Consider the following 22,729-nt stretch of genomic DNA (forward strand, 5'->3'; position numbering starts at 1 on the left):
AACTTAAAATATTGGCACGACACCTGCAATAACATCGTTAACAGATAAGAACTTTACTTTTTAACGATTAACTTTCAATTATTACAGGTGTAAATATGACTATTCACATTAAAAACAACATCAACTGGGTTGGCCAACGCGACTGGGAAATTCTTGATTTTCATGGCACTGAATATAAAACCACTAAAGGCACCAGTTACAACAGTTACCTTATACGTGAGCAAAAAAATGTCTTAATCGATACCGTTGACCATCGTTTCAGCCTACAATTCATTCAAAACCTTGAGATGGAAATTGATCTTAATCTAATTGATTACATTGTGATAAACCATGCTGAAGAAGATCACTCTGGCGCATTAGCCGCACTCATGGCAAAAATTCCTAATACCCCAATTTATTGTACCGAAAATGCCATCGACTCTATTACCGGCTTGCATCACCACCCTGAATGGAACTTCAATATTGTCAAAACTGGCGATAGCCTAGATATCGGTAACGGCAAGCAATTGGTCTTTATTGAAACCCCAATGTTGCACTGGCCAGACAGTATGATGACCTATTTAACCGAAGATGCCGTGTTATTTAGTAACGATGCGTTTGGTCAACATTACTGCGATGAACGCTTGTTTAATGATGAAGTTGATCAGATTGAATTAATGGATCAATGCTTACGCTATTACTCCAATATTTTAACCCCGTTTAGTGCACTGGTAACCGCTAAAATTAACGAGGTTTTAGGCTTTAACCTGCCTGTTGATATGATTGCCACCGCCCATGGCGTGGTGTGGCGTGATAACCCAACACAGATTATCCATCAGTATTTGCAATGGGCTGATAACTACCAAGAAGACCGCATCACTATTTTCTACGACTCAATGTCTAACAACACCCGTTTGATGGCAGATGCCATTGCTCAGGGGATCCATGATGTTGACCCTGGCGTTTCTGTTAAAGTATTTAATGTGGCGCGCCACGACAAAAATGACATTCTTGCTAATGTATTTCGCTCTAAAGGGATTTTAGTCGGCTCATCAACCATGAATAATGTCATGATGCCAAAAGTGGCAGGCATGCTAGAAGAAATCACTGGATTACGTTTTAAAGATAAAAAAGCCGGTGCATTTGGTAGCTACGGTTGGAATGGCGGCGCAGTAGACCGCATTCACACTCGCCTGACCGACGCCGGATTTGAAACCACTGTCGGCCTAAAAGCAAAATGGAAACCCGACGGAAAAGCCATGCGCGAATGCCGTGAACATGGCCGCCAAATAGCCAAAAGCTGGGCGTTACACGATCTCAGCAATGTCGATTCTATTTCATCGCCTCTTAACCAAAATCAAGCGGTTAAATTAACAGAAACTGTAGCACCTGCAGCACCAACACCATGTGCATCAAGCGCAAGCATTAGCGATACACAAGAGATGCTATGCACCGTGTGTAACTGGGTATATCAACCCGTATTAGGCGAGCCAAACCAAGATGTACAGCCGGGAACGCCTTGGTGCGAAGTACCAGACTTTTTCCTTTGCCCTGATTGTGGTTTAGGTAAAGAGGTATTTACACCGATTGCACAGAGGAAAGCATCATGAGTGCACCTATCATCATTATTGGCAGCGGCTTTGGTTCATATCAATTAATTAAAACCATTAGACGTACAGATACACAACAACCGATTACCGTTTTTACCCTTGATGAAGGTCACGACTACAGTAAACCAGATTTGAGCCATGTATTTAGTAATCAGCAAACCAGTACTGATTTAATTCGCCAATCAGCGCAGGAGTTTGCGGCACAGTACAACATTACTTTGCATGCCTTAACGCGAGTAGACAGCATTGATAGCCAACAACAACGTGTATGGGTTAACGATGTCGCCTACCCTTATTCACAATTAGTGTTGGCGACTGGGGCCAAAACATTTGTCCCCACTATGCAAGGTGACGCGAGTAACAAAGTGATGACCTTAAACAGCCTGCAAGAGTTTGCCAGCGCACAACAGCAATTGCATGAGGCGAAGCGCATAATGCTGATTGGCGCGGGGCTGATAGGCACCGAAATCGCAATGGATTTAAGTCGCAGCGGTAAACACGTGGTGGTGGTCGACCCAAGTAAAGGCGTAATGGCGAACATGTTGCCCGACCTCGTTGCGTCTGCGCTGCAAACTAAGCTTACTGAAGCCGGTGTAGAGTTTGAGTTTGGCCAAACGGTAACGGCACTTAATGAAAATGAGTCAACCCTGTGTGCCACGCTGAGTTCTGGCAAAACCCATCATATCGATTGCGTTATTTCGGCAGCCGGATTAAAGCCTAATGTGGCCTTAGCTGCACAAACAGGCCTTGAGGTGAATAACGGCATAGTGGTTAATCAGCAGCTGCAAACCTCGGTTAAGCATATTTATGCTTTAGGCGATTGCGCCGAAATCAATGGCAAAGTGATGTCGTATTTGCAGCCCATTTTGTTAAGCGCCAATGCACTGGCAAAAACCTTATTAGGCCAACCCACCACGTTAAGTTTACCGGCGATGTTAGTTAAGGTTAAAACCCCACAAATGCCCATTCAATTAGGTGGCAGCACGGTTAAAGATGTGGCGTCTTGGCAGGTAGATATTGATGCTAATGGCTGTTCAGTTAAAGCCTTTAACGAGCAAAAACAAATTATAGGATTTGTGGTCACCCAAGAGCATATGAACAACACGTTCCCGTTACTCAGGGCTTTACCCGCAAACCTTTAACCTATATTTAAATCGGTGCTGATTACCTGGTAATGTAAACAGCACCCTAAGGAGAACATTATGTCTCATCAACGTATTCCAGCAAACTGGACCATTCAACGCTCTACCCCATTTTTTACCAAAGACAATGTACCTGCGGCCCTACTGACTCACCATAATACCGCCGAAGGTGTTTTTGGTCAGTTATGCGTAATGGAAGGCGTGGTCACTTATTATGGTTTTGCCGACAGCGAAGCAACCGAACCGGAAGTGACAGTGGTGATTAACGCGGGCCAATTTGCCACCAGCCCTCCGCAGTACTGGCATCGCATTGAGTTAAGCCCAGATGCGCAATTCAATATTAACTTTTGGTCCGAAAAAGATAAAACCGGCCAAGCGATGTTTAATAGCAAATAATCTTACAATGATACTTTTATCGCGATTAGGGGCAGCAACAAGCTGCCCCACTGATTTATTCACTAAAAAATAGGTCACCATAATACGTTTCTGCATCTTTACCACTGTTGTCGGTATCGGTCATAATCGCAATTATATCAATGTATTGATACGCTTTTCGGTTAGCTTTTTGACTGCCTTTATCCCCAAATGTGTCAATCAAATCTTGGTACACATTGCGTTGTTCTTCATACCACTGACCTCGTTGTGATTGTTGTCCTCTCACAGACATCATTTTAACACTTGAACCAGCAAAAGCGTTGTTCCAAACCAAGCCTTTGTCTTGATTACTCGACCAAACATAGTTTAATGACTTGGTGTTCCACACCATAAAACCACCATCAATAACGACGTAAACTCGCGCCACAAAGTCATCACCCGCTTTACTTCGCTCGTCTAACGGCGACAACGTCTGTTCAACTAGCCAACTCCAGTTTAGATAAGGCGTTGCAATGAGGTCAATTTTCTTTTCTAGCACCAATCCAGAGGCCGAATTTTGACTAATGGCTTTAAGTGCCATTTGGCCTTTGTATTGTTCAACGCTATAAATTGATTTGCCTGAAAATTCTTTCGCTTGCCATTGTTCAATGCCTTGCTCACTCAACGCCGTTAAATTGGTGACCGCTTGCGCGCTCACACATAGCAAAAAACTCAATAACACGAATATCCATTTGCACATGTTACTCTCCAATTTTGCTATTAAGCGGTGTGTTTGAGTAAGAAAAACAGCCTCAAAAAAAACGACAGACTGCAATAAATCGTTATTGGTTAAACTCTGCTAGCGCGGTTAAGGCTAATTGGGCTTTATCTGTAGGCACAAAAACATGGTCGTGATAATACGCGGCAATAACATTGGCACTGATATTAAATTCAGTGAGTTTAGCCGCTACCGCAGCTGTTAATCCAACAGCCTCAAGGCTTGAATGTACGGTTAAAGTAATTTGTTTAAAGCATGCTTCAAAGGTCAATCCTGCAGCCATTGCAGCCTCTTTATTGACAACTAACGTTAAGCCTTCGCTCTCGCGAAATGTCGCAAGTGGATTTAATTGAGCATACTGTTCATATTCTCCCTGAACAGTGCAAAATACAAATTCTCCGTCCATCAATTTAGGGCTCATGGACGTCAATAGTAGTGCTAAATCGGTCATACCACTCATAGTCTACAATCCTTTTTGATAATCCATTGATTTAGCAGGCTATAACACGCTTTATGCTAAATAACCTGAACTCTGGATAATAAACTTATTTTGCTGCTTTTTGGGCCGCTAATACTTTTTCCATTGGCGGTACAATTGACACTGGGTCTAAACGCATTTGGAACCAGTTTAAACGCCAATCTAAATGCGGACCTGTCACGCGGCCTGTAGCGCCAATCTCAGCCACTTTATCGCCCTGCACAACGGTGTCGCCAACCTTTAAATACAATTTACTTAAATGTAAAAATGTTGAACTCACCCCATAACCATGGTCAATAATCACCGTACCACCAGAATAAAACATATCAGGTTCCGCAAGGGTAATCACCCCATCTGCAGGTGCCACAACAACAGTACCTGTTGGGCGGGCAACGTCTACGCCAAAGTGTGGGTTACCAGGCACATCGTTGTACACACGCTGACTGCCATAAACACCCGAAATACGTCCAGTTACCGGCCAAATAAATGACTGCATAAAAGCGTGTTGCTCGCTAAAGATATCTCTTGCAGCTCGTGTTTGTAGCGCATCTTTTGCTGCTCTGGCCTGCGCCACAGGATCGGGCTTCATGATTTTTTGGCTAATCCCAGTCACGCGGTCAATTTTGTATTGTTTGGTTGCAATTTTAAGCGGCTTTATTTCGGTTAGCCCGTCAGGGTAAGTCACTTTGAAGAGTTGGTCGACTACGGCATCGCGATCAAAACCTATCGCAAACTGACCATGAGGGGTGACTTTTACTGCTTCACCATTGAGTAATATTTTACTGCCTGCAGGCACGGTACCTCTGACTAATGCCCCTTGCTCAAATTTTCCTTCAAATGTGACAGCGACCACTGAAGCGCTAAACCCCAATGCACTCGCCATCAGTAAGAGGGCAGCAGACATCACTTTACCAGAAGATTTTTTTAATAACATGACACCGCATTCCTTGTAAAATAGATAAAAAAAGGGCCACCTTTTGGCAGCCCGTTTATATTACTCGATTAACCTTTTACCGCAATGGCCCCTTTACCAATACCTTCATACGCAATCACTTTAAAGTGACTTTCTGGCACTTTATTCGCCAGGGTATTGGCCATGTAATCTGCCAGCAATTCAACGGTGGTATCGTGTGGGATTAAATCACAGCATGCTTTTGGCATAGCAAGTTGAAAATCGCCTTGAGGCGCCATGTAATGAAAACCAAAATGGCTTTCATCGCTAATGCTGGTTTGCTTAGACAATTCGAGAGAACTCACCGACACGAGATCTTCTTCAGTGCCAAGATACACATCTTGCCAACGGTCAGCCCAATATTGATCCCATTTAGGCTCGGCGATACCGTTTTCAAATACCGTAACGGGACTGCGATGACCATGCGCAATTCGTTGACAGTTACCGTCGTGTTTGCGTAAACCATGACTGTAATGGTAAAACGGCGTGTTGAGTACTTCACTGCGTAACGTTAGGCTAATGCCTTGTACGTTATCGGGTAAGACTTCACGCAAGGCTTTTTTAAGAAAGTCATTCACACTTTCAAAATCAATAATTTCAGTTGGAATAAGCGCAAATGCTTGCGACGGGCACGCTAAATGAATGTCGCCTTTTTGGCTTGAGAAATCCATCCATACCCGATCACCCTTTTGTTGCCAGCGCACTTCACTGCACGCTGTTGGAATCAGCAAACGATGATCGGCAACATCGTCAATGGTATTTTTAATGGTGCGTTTTACTTTCGCAAAATCCAATACCATATTTTGGTCATCTAAGCCGCCGTCGAGTAATACATCGACAATCCAGCTTTCGCCTACCATGCCGCGTATTGGACACAGGTAAGAAAAATCGATAACGGTTAAATCTTTTACAAACAGTTGCATTAATGCTCCTAGGCGGAAAAACAGTCCACCTCAGTATAAATGTATCCCGAATGGCACATGCCAATGGAAAAGGTATCTTATGACGTCTTTATAAATCCACCGACATTCTAAACAAAAGCCTGTCACGGAGCGAGCAAACATGTGAGATTAGTGAAAAAAACTTGTAGATGCTTAATGCGTATGCAGTAGGAAAAGTGCACTGTGCTTAGGTGCAATCATCAGCTGGGGTCGTTGAAATTTTGCTCGAGCTCTGCCGTAAAAAAAACCACTAGCAAGCTGATTATAATGAAACTCTGGCAACACAATAGGAAATAAATCATCAATGAAGACATTCGCTTATCTCTAAAATCCTTTTGTTGTACAGTAACAAACAATTGTGCAAATACTGTGCAGATATTTAGGAGATAAGGTCAGTCATTCAAGATAACACTGTGTTGCTTTTCTCTGGGCATTACTCGACTTTGTATCCGACGCCATAAATAGAGTGCAGCACTTCTTTTTGTTTGGTGACTTGTGCCAGTTTATGGCGTAAATTTTTCACGTGACTGTCTATCGTTCGAGAGCTCACAATACGGTCATCGACATAACACACTTGCATTAAACTGTCGCGAGAGTGCACCACACCGGGACGTTTTAGCATTGTTTGTAGCAACCTAAATTCAACCGGTGTTAACTCAACTTCTTGCTTATCAACATGGCATTTAAAGCGCTCAATATTCAAGTCGATGTGTTTGTAACGAATAATTTGTTCATTTTGACTGCCTTGGGTATTTTCAACCCGTCTTAAAATGGTTTTTACTCTCGCAACAACTTCTCTTGCCGAAAACGGTTTACATACATAGTCATCGGCCCCCAGTTCTAATCCCATTAATCGATCAATTTCATCTACGCGCGCCGTTAACATCAAGATAGGCATCATTGAAAACTGACGAATTTCGCGGCAAATGGTTAAACCATCTTTGTAAGGCAACATTAAATCTAAAATCACAAAATCGATCGATTGCGTTTTAATGGTTTCAATGACATCTCGACCGTCGTACTGTACTTGGGTGTTAAACCCTTCTAATTGCAAAAAATCCACCAGGATCTGGGCAATCTTAGGTTCATCTTCAACCACTAATACGGTCATTGGCTGTTGATGAGCAAATCCACTCATAATCACTTCCTTAACAAAGGTAATTGAACTTTAATGCACAATCCGCCCATAGATGATGGGGTTGCGGTAATACTTCCGTTGTGGGCTTCGACAATATTTTTACAGATCGTCAGCCCTAAACCAGCACCACTGCCTCTTCGCGTTCTTGCTACATCCTGACGATACAAGGGTTCAAATAAATGCTCACATTCTTCGATTGTCGCACTGGGCTTGGTGTCATTAATGGTTAAGCAAATTGTGTTTGCTTGCTGGGTTAACTGCACGTTAATTTCGCCAGGGCTGTCGGTATAGGCCATCGCATTCATCAATAAATTAATAAATAATTGTTCTAAACGCCTAACATCAGCAGACACCAATAGCATTGGCCTAATCTGTTTACTCAGAGTGAGGCCTTTGTCATGTATAGAGGCGGCAATGCTGTTCAAGGTACTGTCCAGCGAGTCGCTAATATTAACCGTTGTTAAGTGATAGCGGAGTCCACCGACATCAGACAAGGACAACTCATATAAGTCGTCTACCAAATGTTTCATTCTCAGCACTTCTTGCTCAATCGAAGTTAACTGAGTTGAGTCAAACGCTCGGATCCCCGCTTTAATCGAATCGATTTCGCCGCATAAAATACTCAAAGGTGTGCGTAATTCATGTGAGATATCAGCTAGCCAACGATTTTTTGCACTGCGGTTTTTAGCGAGTGTCATTGCCAGATGATCGATGTTGGCCATGAGTTGCCCAAGCTCGTCGGCGCGCTGAGTATCCATAACGCGCTGATCATAATCGCCCTTAGATAAATAAGACACGCCTAACATCACTTGCTTAACAGGCACCAATAAAAAGCGCGCTAACCACCACGCTAATGTACTGGCCAATAATAAGCACAACAGGCCGATACCAACGCTCGTCCAACGCTGCTGCTGGGCAAATGCTGTAGCCGATGATGAGACTATCTCTCGCACAGGATTACTAAATAGGTAACCTACAACTTGCTGGTTATACACTAACGGGTAACTAATGGTGTCGGCCTTTTTATCAATGACAGCACCAGCAATATATTGCGCTTCTGCCGAATATAATCCGGTTGGTGGTCCAGCGCGATGATTAGAAGGTCCTGGTCGCATATGCGGTGGCGGCACTCGAGGTCCTTGGCGTTGTGGGTAATTTAATCGCCCGATCGGACGAGGCGGCATATTCACACCATTAGCATTATTGTCTCGAGGTGCTCTTGGTAACGGAGAGTGAGCAGAAATGGTTTGATTTAACCCGTTTTGGCTAAGTTTATGCCAGCTGAGTATGGAGTTGCCTTCTTCTATCTGTGGCGGCAAACTGGCAGCATAAAGTGTCAATATCTGTTCAGACAAGCTGGCCAGACGCTCTTGTTCTAAGCTATTAATGTAATCTAAAAAACCCTGATCAAAGCTCCACCTCGCTAACGATAACGTGGCGATAAGCACAATACTGGTTAAGCCAACAAAGGCTAAGAATAGTTTTTGGGATATTTGCATAAAATACAGTATAACCAGCAATATAACGCCACACTAGTGACGCATAAAATATGATCACAATCTCCTTAAATTCTGCACATTTCCTCCACATTGTTGGTTTATATTACCTTAAGTAACCCATTTAGGAGTGTCATCATGACCCTTAACCCAATCAACATCACTTTACTGACATTGAGTTTAGTTGCCTCTGCAGCTGTGTTTGCTAATCCGCCCGGTGGCAAACCACCACAAGAGGCGATTGATGCCTGTGCAAGCAGTTCTGAAAACAGCCAGGTCAGCTTTGAAACGCCTCGTGGTGATACCCTTGAAGCAACCTGTAAAATGATAGATGGTGAATTAGTCGCAGTGCCAGACAATGCGCCAGACGACATGAAGCAACCACCAAAAAAACGTAGTTAACGCTAATTGTTAAGGAGTGAATATGCAAGTGACTAGCGGCAGTACCTCGATGCAAATGACATCGACTGAGAGTACTCAACGTCCACCTCGTCCTGACGGTCCACCACCGCCAAAGGGTGGCGTACCACCAGGATTAGACAGTGCAGTGTCGACATTGACAGAAGAAGAGCAGCAATCAACGACAGAGATGCTTGCATCGTTAACTGAAGAACAGCAAATTGAATTAAAGTCAGTTTTAGATGAGTTAAAGCCAATGACTGAAGGATTATCTGATGATGATATCGGCAGTATTTTTTATGAAGCTTTAAACAGCATTTACAATGGTGGCGAGACACAAACCGCTAGCAGTACATCAGCAGTGAATGTAGACGTATACGCATAACACTCCTGCGCATACAGTAATAAAAGCCAGCAGGTAAAATGCTGGCTTTATCATTTTTATGCCAATATCTACGGTTTCATATTTGCCACTAGTGGTAAAAAATCGACTAAAGCATCTGGTAATCTTGGCTTACTGTACAAATATCCTTGCGCTAAATCGCAGCCATTAGCACGTAGAAAATCGGCTTGGGCTTGCGTTTCGACTCCTTCAGCAATAATTTGTAAGTTTAATGCATGACCAAGTGCAATGACGGCTTTGGCAATGGCCGTATTATTGGAGTCGTGCGGAATATCGCGTACAAAAGACTGATCGATTTTCAATTTATCGATAGGAAGTTTTTTCAGATAGTTAAGCGAAGAATAACCTGTACCAAAGTCATCAATACTTAACGCAATACCCATGGCTCCCAATAATTTTAAATCACGAATAATGGCTTCGGGATCATGCATCATGCACGACTCGGTCACTTCGAGTTCTAAGTGTTTAGCAGGTAAGCCGGTTTCTAATAAAATGCGCCTCACTTGTTCGACAAAATCACTTCGTTGTATTTGTAAACTGGCAACGTTAACCGAAATTCGCTCAAACGTTTTCCCCTGAGTTAGCCATTCAACACCCTGCAAACAGGCGGTTTTTAATACCCACAAGCCCATTCCCCATATTAAACCGATTTTTTCTGCTAACGGAATAAATTCGCCAGGAGAGATATCGCCTAAAATAGGATCATGCCAGCGCATGAGCGCTTCAAAGCCACAAGGAGTTAAATCATCCAGTTTAAGCTTAGGCTGATACACAAGATAAAAATCGTCATTGGCAATGGCCTGATGCATCGCAGTTTGCAATTTCAATTGCGCAACCGCTTGCTTGGTCATTGACTCGGTATAAAACGCATAGTTATTGCGCCCATCTAGTTTTGCACGGTGCATTGCCGCGTCGGCATTACGTAATAGGCTGTCATGGTCATCACCGTCACTAGGATAGATAGCGACTCCCATACTGGCGGTTAATCTAACCGATTGAGCGTTATCGAGTATAAAAGGCCGCTCAAATACACTGCGGATTTTATCTATCGATGATGTCACAGAGTCGGTACCCATAATGCTAGGCAGCATCACGACAAACTCATCACCGCTTAACCGTGCAAGCACGTCAAAATCAGATAACGCGTAAGATAAGCGCTTAGCTAACTCAATCAAAATTTCATCACCAATCACATGCCCTAAGCTGTCATTGATGTGTTTGAAGAAATCGATATCTAAAAATAAAATCGCTAACTGCTTTTTGGCTCTATTTGAATGATTTAACTCTTGTTCCACTAATGACATAAACTGCATGCGGTTAGGCAGTTGTGTTAAAGCGTCAAAGTAAGCGAGGTTTTTTAGCTTTTCTTCGTTTTGTTTTTGCGCTGAAATATCTGCAAATACTGCGACGTAGTATTGAATAATATTTTGTTTGTCAAACACCGCACTAATGGTAATAGATTGTGGGAAGATGGCACCGTATTTGCGGCGGTTCCAAATCTCGCCGTGCCATTTTCCTTGCACTAACAAGGTATTCCATAAACGTTCAAAGAAGCTTTTAGGATGCCGCCCAGAGCTCAGCATGCTTGGGTTCCGCCCAATGACTTCTTCTCGGCTATAGCCTGTGATATCAGTAAACGCCTGATTAATTTCGGTAATATTGCCATCACTGTCGGTAATCACAACACCTTCCACAGCATTTTGAAATACATTTGCGGCTAAAATTAGCTGCTCTTCAGCTTCTTTATGTTTGGCAATATTACGCGTCATACCTATAACTCCGAGGAGCTGGTTTTGAGCATCGTAAATTGGGGCTTTTATGGTTTCAAGCCACACTTTATTAAAATTCAGGTCAACTTCTTCACACTCAGACACCACGACTGTCGCACCCGTTTCGATTGCTAACTTATCGCCCTCAACAAAGGCTTCTGCTGTCCGCTGGTCAAATAAATCAAAGTCAGACTTACCCACTATTTGATCTGTCGATTTTCGCCACGCACGTTCGACACTTTTATTACAACCAATATAAATTCCGTGAGTATTTTTAATCCAAATATGCTCATCAAAAGCGTTGATAAAAGCTTGCACGTCAACAATATGAGTAATGCCTGGACTGTGCTTTAACCCTAGGTCACTACTATTAATATAGGTACGGATTGCACTACTTAACATATCAGCAATACGGATTTGAATGGCGCTCAAGGCTTGAAACATGTCAGGTTTGTCTAACGCGTGATTAACGGCACTAAAACTCAGGGCCGCAAGAATATGTCCCTCGCTATCACGAATTAACTGATGATAAATATCGACTTTTGCTGTATTACCTTGATGCTCATTGTTAATGGCGACATTGATGTACTGTAACAAACTAATTTGATGTTGCTGGCGGGTACGGTCAGTTGCCCCCTGGCTGATGCAAAGGTCCTCTAAGCGATGTACCGCGGTATTAATTTGATTAAAAGTAATAGTGAGACGAAATTCGGCAGAAATGTCATTAATCTCCTGCTGCCATTCTCTAAGTTGAGACTGAGAAATAGCTTCTTTCAGCATAACACCTTCCTAAATCAATATATTAATAATCACGGCTCTCTAGCTACCTGTAGAGCAGTGGGATATTTGTTAAACCAGCGACATAAGCTATAGAATCATAAGCTATAGAATCATAAGCTATAGAATCATAAGCTATAGAATCATAAGCTATAGAAACAAAGTAAACCTAATACTGCTGCATATCTTAATCCAAACATAATCATCACAACAATCTAACTATATGCCATAAATCATGAAATCACGCTATGTTTGAGTGATTTCATTGCAATAATCAATCATAAGTAAGGTCTTTAAAACAAATAAGGAGCACTAAGGCTCCTTATTTAACTTTACCGTCTAAAAGACTGTAAGTATTAGTGATTAACTGTTCTTTAATGCGGCAATACGTTTCTCTAGCGGTGGATGGCTCATCATAAGCTCCGCCATTGAACGTTTACCGTTAATGCCAAATGCTGACATTTGTGCAGGCATTGCACCAGATTCAGGGCCTTGGCGTAAACGCTCTAGTGCGGCAATCATTTTACCTTTGCCCGCAAGTCGTGCAGCACCTTCGTCGGCTTTAAATTCACGAATACGTGAGAAGTAAGCTACGATCATCGAGGCTAAAATACCAAACAGCATATCAAGCACAAATACTACAGCCATATAAGCAAATATGCCTAGGCCTTCACCTTCTTCATCATTGCTAGACACGACATTATTGATAATGCCAGCAACCACGCGAGCTGCAAAAATAACAAAGGTATTCACCACACCTTGAATTAAGGTTAAGGTCACCATGTCGCCGTTAGCAACGTGGCTCACTTCGTGGGCAAGTACACCTTCGATTTCATCTTGCGTCATGCCGTAAAGCAAGCCAGAACTTACCGCGACAAGTGCGTTGTTTTTGCTTGGGCCTGTGGCAAATGCGTTCATCTCTGGCGATTGATAAATTGCCACTTCAGGCATTTTAATGCCTGATTTTTCAGCTTGACGAGCCACAGTTTCAACTAACCAGCGCTCTGTATTATCACGTGGATGGGTAATGACCTCACAGCCCATGGTCTTTTTAGCCATCCATTTAGAAATCGCTAAACTGATAAATGCGCCACCAAAACCGAAAATGGCAGCAAATACCAACAGTCCACCCATAGATTGGGTATTAACCCCTAGAATAGACATGACAATTGAGGCAACCAGTAATATGGCAAGGTTGGTTGCGATCAACAAAAATATACGCTTCATTTAAGCTCCTGTATGGCAAAATGCCGATTTTCGATTGTTACTATAGACATAATATGTCCATAATTTTAGAATTCAAGCTTAGTTATATTAAAAAAAATTTATGACTCTTTTTACGTTGATAAACCACGCTTAAAATCTAGCGAGCAGAGTCTATGCAGGGATTATTAATTGAAACTGAAAAACATCAAACGATGATAAACAGAGTATATGCAATGATTAATCTTTGATAAACTATCGAAAATAAAAGCAAAAAAGGAATTTTTATGAGCATTAATGCATTAATGTTAAGTGCCTCGCGTGTCGGTGACTCTGCCTATTTAACTCATACAGTTGCGCTTATCCGCCCTCTTACACAACCTGGCCAACAATGGTTATTTATTCCCTATGCCGGTGTGAGTGTCAGTTATGATGAGTATTTAACCAAAGTGCAAACGGCATTAGCGCCGCTGCCCATCACCATTAACAGCATTCATCAATTTGCCGATCCTAAACAAGCGATTCAAGATGCAGCTGGCATTTTGGTTGGCGGCGGTAATACCTTCCAACTGTTAAACGAGCTATACCGCTACGATTTAGTGCATTTAATCCGCGAGAAAGTACAAAATGGCATGCCGTATGTGGGCTGGAGTGCAGGTTCGAACATTACCGGTAATAGTATTCGCACCACAAACGATATGCCAATTGTGGAACCCCCTTCATTTACTGCATTAAGTATTCTGCCCTTTCAGTTAAATCCGCATTACACCAATTACCAAATGCCAGGCCACAACGGCGAAACTCGTGCGCAACGCTTATTAGAATTTACGATTGTCGACCCATTAACCCCAGTCATTGGTATTCAAGAAGGCAGTGCATTATGGCGTCAGGGAGATAAATTGACGTTAATTGGCGATCAAACTGCCTATTTATTTCATGGTAAGCAACAAGAAGTCGAAATTGCCGCCAACAGTGACTTATCTGAGTACCTCAAATAACTAAGCTCATTTCCATGGGGTTATGAAATAAAGCCATAAACCCCATGGTTGTATTATTAATCGTATTGATTTCGCTCACTGGGAATATCAGTCAAATACTCAACAAATTCAATTTCAAAACCATTAGGGTCGATAAAATAGCGACTCTTATAAGCCTCATTAACCGCGCCCATAATAGCAACCTCATAACCCACGCTTGCCAGCCTTAATACTAATGCTTCGATATTATCCACCACATAAGCAAAATGCGCTAAACCAATAGCATTACTTTTAAGATCACGTATCTCTCCGGTCCCAGAGTCATTGAGTGACAAATAATGATAGTCATCGCCAAAATGTAACCATTTTCGTGGGGTGCCATGCCATATTGATTCACCGCCACCGCGGACTCGCCAATGTGGAAACGCCGCCTGGTAAAAAACCAAGGTCTCTTCTAAATCGTTCACGACCAAATTTAAATGTTCTAAATGCATTTCGTATCTCCTTATGATTAATTTTGCACAGCTTAATACCTCAAGTTAACTTGAGGTAAAGTGTTAATTTTGCCAAAATAACAAAAATTTGGAGGGTTTATGTCAGAAGAAACAGTATTAAGTGTTGGCCAAGTAGCAAAACGTTGTGGAATTAACATTTCTGCAATCCATTTTTATGAGCAAAAAGGTCTGATTAGCAGTTGGCGCAACCAAGGTAATCAACGTCGTTATTCACGCGATGTCATTAGACGAATATCTCTTATCAAAGCGGCGCAACAATTAGGCATATCTTTAGATGAAATTGGCAGTGCATTTGCTTCATTGCCGAATGGCAGGACAGCCACCAAACAAGACTGGGCGGCATTATCAGTTAATTGGAAAGACACACTCACACAGCGTATTAGTCGATTACAAAATATGAAAGACTCACTTGAAGGGTGCATCGGTTGTGGCTGTTTATCGATGAATAGTTGCCCTTTGTATAACCCAAATGATCTGCTCGAACCACAAGGACCAGGGCCTGTACTGTTATACCATTTCCATTAATTATGTGACCAATCAGAGTCACTCAGATTGTTCAGTTTGAGGCGCATTGTTGAAATAATGGTTATTCCCTTCTAAGGCAATGCAACAAAGAAATGAACGGTCTGAGTGTCTCCTGCAAGGCGGGTTTCTGTGCCTTCTATGCTGCTTAATAGCATTTTGACGTACGACTGCATGGATGCAGAAGGTAGAGCAACGCAGGAGCAGTTGCCGAGAGCAACTATCTCTTCAATCCTATTACTTGCCTAGAAGGCACAGAATTCCCGCTGAATGACCAGATAATTAGTGGAATTGGTATTAAAAAAAAAGCCTAGTATCAAATAGACACTAGGCGTAAGCAATAAGCTAAATGGGGGAGTGATAAACAATAGGATGAAGATAAGTAATAAAGTGGTAGCGTTAACTTTTAAGCCACCACTTTACCTGCCCATATACTGGACTACACCGGGTTAACCGAGTGTGTTTGTACTGACAATATCAATTTTTCGTGGTTTCATAGCTTCAGGAATTTCACGTACTAAATCAATATTTAATAAGCCGTGTTCTAATTCTGCACCCACGACACGTACATAATCAGCAAGCTGAAAAGTCCGCTCAAAGCCACGTTCAGCAATGCCTTGATGCAAGTATTTACGCTCATCCGTTTTTGCTGTCTTATTGCCTTTAACTAACAGTTTTTCGCCTTCACTCATAATGTCTAACTCAGACATCGCAAAGCCTGCAACCGCCATAGTGATCCGATAACGATTTTCACCAAGCAGTTCAATATTGTAAGGAGGGTAACCACTGTTAGCATTGTTGGCAGCAGCATGTTCAGCAAGTTGGGCTAAACGGTCAAAACCAATTGCGCTACGGTAAAGAGGAGCTAAATCTGGAGTAAGATTAAAGTTTCGCATGTTCATATCCTTGTCTAAAGCAATATGTAAAATAATGACCACTATTTCATAACAGTGGCAATGTTAGTAACAGCCCTTACGGCACTGTCATAGCCAGAATAGTAAAACCTCAATCGAGCGTTTCGTTATCTATCCTGCTACAAAATTAGATATATGGACACAGTGTTTGATATCAAGGCTAATGAATAAATAAATTTTAAAAATTGATAAAAAACATTGAATATGACAATATTTCAATAACTTAAAATTAGCCCATTATATTCAATTACACCTGTAACCCTGTTTAAATGACTTTTGTCACTGGTAATTCTAATTGAAAACGTCACAATAACTCACAACGCAATACATCAATAAGGACATGTTATGAACCCTGCAACGCTGGCACTTTTAATCCCAATCATCGCCATAATAGGCAGTTTTATTGTGAGCATTATGAAGCTTAAAGAGCGCCAAAGCCTGGCGGCAAACCAACAAGAAAACAACAATAAGTCACTGCACGATGAAATCAGCTCGTTACGTCAACGTATTGAAGTGTTAGAACGAGTGATTACTGAAGACGCGTATGACTTAAAACAAAAAATTAATAACGCATAACAGAGTATTTATTGTTGTTAACACCAAAAAGCCACCATTATCGGTGGCTTAATGATTTAACGGCATGTCGAATCAAACAACCAGTTAACTGTTCAAGGTTATTTATTGACCGAAATTGAGCGCCTAAATAGCGCTAAACTGCTTACAAAAAACACCATCCCAAGCCCAATAATATTCAGCAACTCTGGCCACACAATACTAAAATCGGCACTACGAAAAACCACCGCCTGCGAAAATGCCATAAAGTGCCGCGAAGGGAATATCCATGTGAATGGTTGAACAATGGCAGGTTGACTCTCAATGGGCGTAATCCCTCCAGACAGTAACATCATGGGGATAATCACAATCATTAACAGTAAGGCAAACTGCGCCATGGTGCGGGCTATGGTGCCAAGAAAAATCCCAATCGAGGCTGCGGCAAATAAATAAATGGTTGTTCCACCCACTAATAACCAACGGGATCCAGCAATGGGGACATCCAGCAAGGTTTCGACCATAAAGAAAAGTGACAACGAAAAAGCAACCAGCACAATAAGTCCGTTTGCCCATACCTTGGACATAATGATTTGAAATGACGTCAGCGGCATAACCAGTAAATGCTCAATGGTGCCATGCTCACGTTCACGCAACAGTGCAGCGCCTGTCAGAATAATAGCCAACAAGGTGACATTATCGAGCAGCGCCCCCATTGAACTAAACCAGCTCATAGTGCCATTAGGATTAAATGCACGGCGCTGGACTAATACTACGGGATAATCGATGGTGGCATTAGAGCGATTAACAAAAAAGTTAACCTCCTTGGTGATGATACTTTGAATATAACTATTACCTAAACTTGCTTGAGTCACAGCGGTTGCATCAACATCGATTTGCACACTCGGTAAGCGTCCATCACGTACATCTGCCTCAAAACGTGGTGGAATACTTACCACAAACATAAAGCGGTCTTGGTCCATGACTTGGTCTACCTCACTGGTAGATATTTGCTCTGCAAACTTAAAATAAGGAGGATAGAAAGCATTGGCAATGTTACGCGACAGCGTTGAGTGGTCTTCGTCGACAATCGCAATGGATGCATTATTCACCGACTCACTAATGGCGGTTGAACGCGAATAAATCTGCGCACTGAATAAAAACACAATCAGTATTATCATGGTCACGTCACCCATGACACTGCGAAGCTCCTTAGTACCAAGCCAGAAAATATTGCTCCAGATTTTCATCGGTTATGCCTCCTGCTTTTTCAAACTCGCCGCAGCAAAAACCACTAAAATAGGACCATAAATCGACAACATCATGATGTCGCCTATCAGGTCAAAAAAGTGCAAACCTTTAGTAAATGCCGCCACACTCAAATGCATATAATAGGTTGCCGGCCACGCCATACCGATAATGTACCCGCCCCCCTCTAACGTGGATGTAGGTTGCACTAGCCCCGAAAACAGCGCTGTGGGTAATAACGATACAATAGTGGTGGCAAACACCGCGGTGACTTGAGTTTTCGTGACAGATGACACCACTAAACCAATGCCGGTTGAGGCGCACACATAACAAAATGCCCCAACGGTGAGCCCCAATAAGCTGCCTTTTAATGGAACCTGCAATAAAAACACCACCAAAAATGTCAAAATAAAAAAGTTGATCATGCCAATCGCGATATACGGCAGCTGTTTACCAATAAGAAATTCAAATTTATTGGTTGGCGTAACAAAAAAGTTAGTGATAGTGCCGACTTCCTTTTCACGGGCAATACTCACAGCCATGAGTATTGCCGGAAAGAACAATAACAATAACGCTGGCGTTTTAGGCCCAATGGAATAAATACTTTCAAATGAAGGGTTATAGCGATAACGAGACTGCAGATCGACATTATACAGTGCACTGGCATCTACCCCGGATTCTGTCGCTAATTGTGTCAGGTACCAAATATAGCCACCAGTGACATAGCCTTCGATAGTGCCGGCTCGGGTGGTATTAGCACCATCTATCCATGCCGAAACGTGTGCAGTCTGACCCTTTTTAATATCGCGACCAAAACCGGCCGGGATCTCTATCGCCAAGGTGATATCGTTAGACTGTAAGCGCCGCTCAAGCTGGTCTTTACTTTGTAATACAGGTCTTTCGATAAAATAATGAGAGCCTTGAAAGTGACTAACGTATTCTCGGCTTTGCGGTGTTTGGTCATAATCGAGCACCGCGAAAGTCAGATCTTCAATATCTAACGAGATCCCATAAGCAATCACAATCAACAAAATCACACTGCCAAAAAATGCAAATGCGAGGCGAATTTTGTCACGCATTACCGCCATCATTTCAAGATAACTATACGCCAGCAACCGCGATAAATTAAAGCCAAAGCCTTTTGCATGCTGTGGTTGGCTTTGGCTTAATGTCGTCGGTTCTGAAGTAGGGGCTATTTCAAGTTGCGCTTGCTTTTGAGGGGGCAGGCCTATCGCATCTTCAAGATAACTGATAAAAGCTTCTTCAAGCGATGTTGCCCCTTTGGCTTCAACAAGGTGTTGTGGCTCATCGTAAACTAAGACTTCACCTGCATGCATTAATGAAATACGGTCGCACCGTAACGCTTCATTCATAAAGTGGGTTGAAATAAATATGGTTACTTTATCGCGACGTGACAACTCAACAAGCAATTCCCAAAATTCGTCACGTGCAACAGGGTCAACACCTGATGTGGGCTCGTCAAGGATTAGCATTTCTGGCTCGTGGATCACCGCAACGGCAAGTGACAAGCGTTGGCGGATCCCAAGTGGCAATGATGATGCCAAATCATCCATTTGCTTACGCAAACCAAAGCGATCAACCAGTACATCAATTCGCTCTGTGGCTTTCGACGCAGATAAATGAAACAAACGCGCATGCAAGGTCAAGTTCTGTTTAACCGTCAGCTCACCATACAAGGAAAAAGCTTGCGACATAAATCCTACTCGATTACGCATGTCGATATTGCTGGCATCGACAGGCTTACCAAATAAAAACGCCTCACCCTCTGACGCGGGTAAGAGGCCGGTCAACATTTTCATGGTGGTTGTTTTGCCGCAACCATTTGAGCCCAAAAAGCCAAAGATTTCTCCGGCTTGAATGTCAAAACTCACATTACTGACAGCAGTAAAATCACCAAAACGACGGGTTAAGCCTTTGGCTGTAATTGCAGGTGAAGCATCTGTTTTTTCAAAAGCAGGAATAACAAGCGCATGACCACTGCCACGCTTTTCTTTAGACAGTAATCGGGTAAAAGTTTGTTCGATATTTTCAGATTGCGTTTTGGTTTTTAGTGCTTCAGGTGTGCCCGAGTCCAACACATAGCCGGCATCCATAGCCACCAACCAATCAAATCCTTCGGCTTCATCCATATAAGCGGTAGACACTATCACACTCATACTAGGCCGTTCACTGCGTATTGTGTTAATTAACTGCCAAAATTGTCGTCTAGAGAGAGGGTCGACCCCGGTAGTTGGCTCATCTAATATCAATAAATCCGGGTCATGAATAAGCGAACAACACAAACCGAGTTTTTGTTTCATCCCGCCGGATAACTTACCTGCTGGCCGTGATAAAAATGCATTAAGGCCCGTTGCATGGGTGAGTCGGTCAATGCGGGTTTTACGTTCAGAGGCTCCCTGGCCAAATAATTTACCAAAAAAGTCGAGGTTTTCGGCAACACTGAGCTCACTGTATAAATTCTTGCCTAGTCCTTGAGGCATGTAAGCAATACGAGGGCCAACATTTGAGCGATGTCGAGCCGAGGCCATATCACCGCCAAGCACTTCAATAGTACCACTCTGTAATTCTCTGACCCCAGAAATCAGTGCCAACAAGGTTGATTTACCCACCCCATCAGGGCCGAGCAAACCCACCATTTGTCCTGAAGGAATACTGAGTGTGACATCTTCAATCGCCATGACTTTTTTATATCTATGACTAACATTGTTAATACAGACGATCGGATTGTGTTGTTGGTCCATGATTATGCACCCACATTAATGTTGATTGACTGAATTAGACTCAGAGTCTGGCAACAATTGTTGAAGAAAATCAGGCCACGGAGTTAGCTGCTCTCCGGGTAAAGGTGTCAGGCGTATATAAGCCACGCCACGCACGCCAGTCTTAACATCTTCAATGTGTTTTTGTACTAAGTATTGAGGGATTCGCACTTTAACACGAAACATCAGTTTTTCACGTTCGCTGAGGGTTTCAACTTGCTTTGGGGTAAATTGTGATTCAGGTGATACAAAGCTCACCGATGCAGGAATGGTATAATCGAGAACATCTAATTTAATTCTCGCCTCTGCACCTATCGCAATACGATTTGCTGGTGCCGAAGGTACAAATATCTCCATATAGACATCAGCAAGGTTAATCATAGTCAACACTTTGCCACCACTGCCAAGCACCTCACCTGGTTCGGCAAGTCGATATATGACTCGACCAGTCACTGGGGATTTCAGCACACAATCATCAATTTGAGTTTGGATTTCTTTGGTACTGGCCCTAACAGCATCCACCATACGTTCACGATAAACCAGGCCAGCCTTAGCCGCCTGAAGCGCGGCTTTAGCAACAGCAACCTGACTGACTCTTGTATCGTAGGTTTCTTTACTAATATGGTTATCTTTTACCAGTGCTCTAGCCCGAGACAATTCTTGTTTGGCTAACACTTCCTCAGCCTTTGCCTGCTCGATGGTTGCCAGAGCAGAAGCAACTTGGCTTTCAGCACTGGCGACATTAGCTTCAGCACCAAGCAGTTGAGCACGCAATTGATCGGTATTAATTTGCGCGACAACTTGTTGCTCTTTAACAAGGTCCCCTTCCTGAGCCAAAATGGTATCGACCCGTCCCGCTATTTTAGTTGATACATCAACTTCTACAGCTTCAATTCTGCCGTTACCTGACACTAAACCATCGGCTAGCGGAGCGACTTGTAAATATTGCCACCCCCACCAAAAAGAAAAAATAAGCACTATAAAAACAACGATATATATAGCTCTCTTCAGTATGTTATTCATTGTCTAAAAATCCTTCTATGAGTGACAGCAATCATTTTTAAACCAACAAGCTGACATTATTCAATCTCTGTCAAAAACCTTCTCTCGATCCAACAACCTTGAACAGTATTAATCGGCTAGAGAGCCAGACATGCATGACATTGCCATGCATAAAATGAGAAGAGACAACGGCTCGGAATATGTTACCTAGTTGCAATAACAACTAAAGCGAATCCAATATCAGATTGTAAAAACCGCTATCCTCACAGATAAATCTAGATTTCATTTGTCGATGTGTTTATTTGATGCACAAGTGCAGCAAATGATGATATTTGGCAAGGTAGAAAACGATATTCACAACGCTCCCCCCATTCAAACGATAAATTAGTGCATTAACTCAATTAAATTTTGTATCAACAAAACAGGTTAAACCATGATCTACCTCACACTTATAGTGAATAAGCAGACATAACTGAAAATAAGCACAAAAGTTTGAGTATTCTCTGCTATGCATTCAAGCACTAGGCATAGATAAAGCCACTTCTATATGTATAAACGTCAAACGTAAAAAAGCCCGTTGCGTTAACAACGGGCTTATCACTCTCTTTTCAGAGAAATTATACCATTTACATTAATTAACTGGTCAATTTTGTCCAGCTTCTAGAACATAATTTAATGACCCTTTCAGGCTCTGCAATAAAGTGATTCCATGCAATTGAGCACTGTTCAACAATATCGTCATATCCACTAAAACAACGATTGGCAAGTTCATTTTGACGAAGCCATTGCCACACTTGTTCTAC

Annotated in this window: 21 protein-coding genes and 1 pseudogene; 8 read left to right on the forward strand and 14 right to left on the reverse strand. The window is 42.5% G+C overall.

Annotated elements, in window-relative coordinates:
• The first annotated feature begins 95 nt into the window (after nt 1-95).
• From norV to GQA99_RS12645, 3 genes are read left to right on the forward strand one after another with little or no spacing between them, the layout of a single operon-like run.
• Nucleotides 96-1,589, forward strand: coding sequence for an anaerobic nitric oxide reductase flavorubredoxin (gene norV, locus GQA99_RS12635; protein ID WP_160054242.1), 1,494 nt, complete (start codon nt 96-98; stop codon nt 1,587-1,589).
• Nucleotides 1,586-2,731 (forward strand): NADH:flavorubredoxin reductase NorW, encoded by a 1,146-nt coding sequence (gene norW / locus GQA99_RS12640; RefSeq protein WP_160054243.1) that lies wholly within the window; start codon nt 1,586-1,588, stop codon nt 2,729-2,731. Before norV ends, norW begins: the two co-directional genes overlap by 4 nt.
• A gap of 60 nt (nt 2,732-2,791) precedes the next feature.
• Entirely contained in the window at nt 2,792-3,127 is a 336-nt protein-coding gene (locus GQA99_RS12645; protein WP_160054244.1) for a TehB family protein, read from the forward strand.
• Between the two features lie 55 nt (nt 3,128-3,182).
• Here the strand turns inward: GQA99_RS12645 and GQA99_RS12650 are convergent, their stop codons facing one another.
• From GQA99_RS12650 to GQA99_RS12675, 6 genes are all read right to left on the reverse strand, one after another.
• A complete protein-coding gene (locus GQA99_RS12650; RefSeq protein WP_160054245.1) occupies nt 3,183-3,845 on the reverse strand; it encodes a DUF3047 domain-containing protein in 663 nt (220 codons plus the stop codon).
• Nucleotides 3,846-3,927: 82 nt separating this feature from the next.
• Entirely contained in the window at nt 3,928-4,323 is a 396-nt protein-coding gene (locus GQA99_RS12655; RefSeq protein ID WP_160054246.1) for an ACT domain-containing protein, read from the reverse strand.
• 85 nt (nt 4,324-4,408) lie between these two features.
• A complete protein-coding gene (locus GQA99_RS12660) occupies nt 4,409-5,245 on the reverse strand; it encodes a M23 family metallopeptidase (RefSeq protein WP_160054268.1) in 837 nt (278 codons plus the stop codon).
• A gap of 98 nt (nt 5,246-5,343) precedes the next feature.
• Complete coding sequence (locus tag GQA99_RS12665) at nt 5,344-6,216, reverse strand: 6-carboxytetrahydropterin synthase (RefSeq protein WP_160054247.1); 873 nt, start codon at nt 6,214-6,216, stop codon at nt 5,344-5,346.
• A 451-nt stretch (nt 6,217-6,667) separates the two neighbouring features.
• A complete protein-coding gene (locus GQA99_RS12670) occupies nt 6,668-7,372 on the reverse strand; it encodes a response regulator (RefSeq protein ID WP_160054248.1) in 705 nt (234 codons plus the stop codon).
• A gap of 2 nt (nt 7,373-7,374) precedes the next feature.
• Nucleotides 7,375-8,871 (reverse strand): ATP-binding protein, encoded by a 1,497-nt coding sequence (locus tag GQA99_RS12675; protein ID WP_160054249.1) that lies wholly within the window; start codon nt 8,869-8,871, stop codon nt 7,375-7,377.
• Nucleotides 8,872-9,006: 135 nt separating this feature from the next.
• Here GQA99_RS12675 and GQA99_RS12680 point away from each other — a divergent pair, with 135 nt between their 5' ends.
• Together GQA99_RS12680 and GQA99_RS12685 are read left to right on the forward strand one after the other, a co-directional pair.
• Nucleotides 9,007-9,270, forward strand: coding sequence for a hypothetical protein (locus GQA99_RS12680; RefSeq protein ID WP_160054250.1), 264 nt, complete (start codon nt 9,007-9,009; stop codon nt 9,268-9,270).
• 22 nt (nt 9,271-9,292) lie between these two features.
• A complete protein-coding gene (locus GQA99_RS12685; RefSeq protein WP_160054251.1) occupies nt 9,293-9,652 on the forward strand; it encodes a hypothetical protein in 360 nt (119 codons plus the stop codon).
• 68 nt (nt 9,653-9,720) lie between these two features.
• Here the strand turns inward: GQA99_RS12685 and GQA99_RS12690 are convergent, their stop codons facing one another.
• Together GQA99_RS12690 and htpX are read right to left on the reverse strand one after the other, a co-directional pair.
• Nucleotides 9,721-12,219, reverse strand: a complete 2,499-nt coding sequence (locus tag GQA99_RS12690; protein WP_160054252.1) for a sensor domain-containing protein — start codon at nt 12,217-12,219, stop codon at nt 9,721-9,723.
• Between the two features lie 360 nt (nt 12,220-12,579).
• Complete coding sequence (gene htpX, locus GQA99_RS12695) at nt 12,580-13,443, reverse strand: protease HtpX (protein WP_160054253.1); 864 nt, start codon at nt 13,441-13,443, stop codon at nt 12,580-12,582.
• A gap of 263 nt (nt 13,444-13,706) precedes the next feature.
• Between htpX and pepE the strand changes: the two genes are divergently transcribed.
• Complete coding sequence (gene pepE, locus GQA99_RS12700) at nt 13,707-14,417, forward strand: dipeptidase PepE (protein WP_160054254.1); 711 nt, start codon at nt 13,707-13,709, stop codon at nt 14,415-14,417.
• 56 nt (nt 14,418-14,473) lie between these two features.
• Here the strand turns inward: pepE and GQA99_RS12705 are convergent, their stop codons facing one another.
• Nucleotides 14,474-14,890: a VOC family protein gene (locus GQA99_RS12705; RefSeq protein WP_160054255.1), complete on the reverse strand. Its 417-nt coding sequence runs from the start codon at nt 14,888-14,890 to the stop codon at nt 14,474-14,476.
• 99 nt (nt 14,891-14,989) lie between these two features.
• On the opposite strand from GQA99_RS12705, the gene soxR reads away from it, so the two are divergent.
• Nucleotides 14,990-15,436, forward strand: coding sequence for a redox-sensitive transcriptional activator SoxR (gene soxR, locus GQA99_RS12710; RefSeq protein WP_160054256.1), 447 nt, complete (start codon nt 14,990-14,992; stop codon nt 15,434-15,436).
• Nucleotides 15,437-15,882: 446 nt separating this feature from the next.
• Here the strand turns inward: soxR and GQA99_RS12715 are convergent, their stop codons facing one another.
• Nucleotides 15,883-16,329, reverse strand: a complete 447-nt coding sequence (locus GQA99_RS12715) for an Hsp20 family protein (protein ID WP_160054257.1) — start codon at nt 16,327-16,329, stop codon at nt 15,883-15,885.
• A gap of 363 nt (nt 16,330-16,692) precedes the next feature.
• On the opposite strand from GQA99_RS12715, the gene GQA99_RS12720 reads away from it, so the two are divergent.
• Complete coding sequence (locus GQA99_RS12720; protein WP_160054258.1) at nt 16,693-16,923, forward strand: hypothetical protein; 231 nt, start codon at nt 16,693-16,695, stop codon at nt 16,921-16,923.
• 98 nt (nt 16,924-17,021) lie between these two features.
• On the opposite strand, the gene GQA99_RS12725 is transcribed toward GQA99_RS12720, so the two are convergent.
• The 4 genes and pseudogenes from GQA99_RS12725 to GQA99_RS12740 all read right to left on the reverse strand — a co-directional run.
• On the reverse strand, nt 17,022-18,146 hold the full coding sequence (locus GQA99_RS12725; protein ID WP_160054259.1) for an ABC transporter permease: 1,125 nt from the start codon (nt 18,144-18,146) through the stop codon (nt 17,022-17,024).
• 3 nt (nt 18,147-18,149) lie between these two features.
• Nucleotides 18,150-20,906, reverse strand: coding sequence for a ribosome-associated ATPase/putative transporter RbbA (rbbA, locus tag GQA99_RS12730; RefSeq protein ID WP_160054260.1), 2,757 nt, complete (start codon nt 20,904-20,906; stop codon nt 18,150-18,152).
• 15 nt (nt 20,907-20,921) lie between these two features.
• On the reverse strand, nt 20,922-21,947 hold the full coding sequence (locus tag GQA99_RS12735) for an HlyD family secretion protein (protein ID WP_160054261.1): 1,026 nt from the start codon (nt 21,945-21,947) through the stop codon (nt 20,922-20,924).
• A 614-nt stretch (nt 21,948-22,561) separates the two neighbouring features.
• A pseudogene (locus tag GQA99_RS12740) lies at nt 22,562-22,729 on the reverse strand (IS630 family transposase); the annotation flags it as partial.

This window comes from Shewanella litoralis, assembly GCF_009828585.1.
Classification (GTDB): domain Bacteria; phylum Pseudomonadota; class Gammaproteobacteria; order Enterobacterales; family Shewanellaceae; genus Shewanella; species Shewanella litoralis.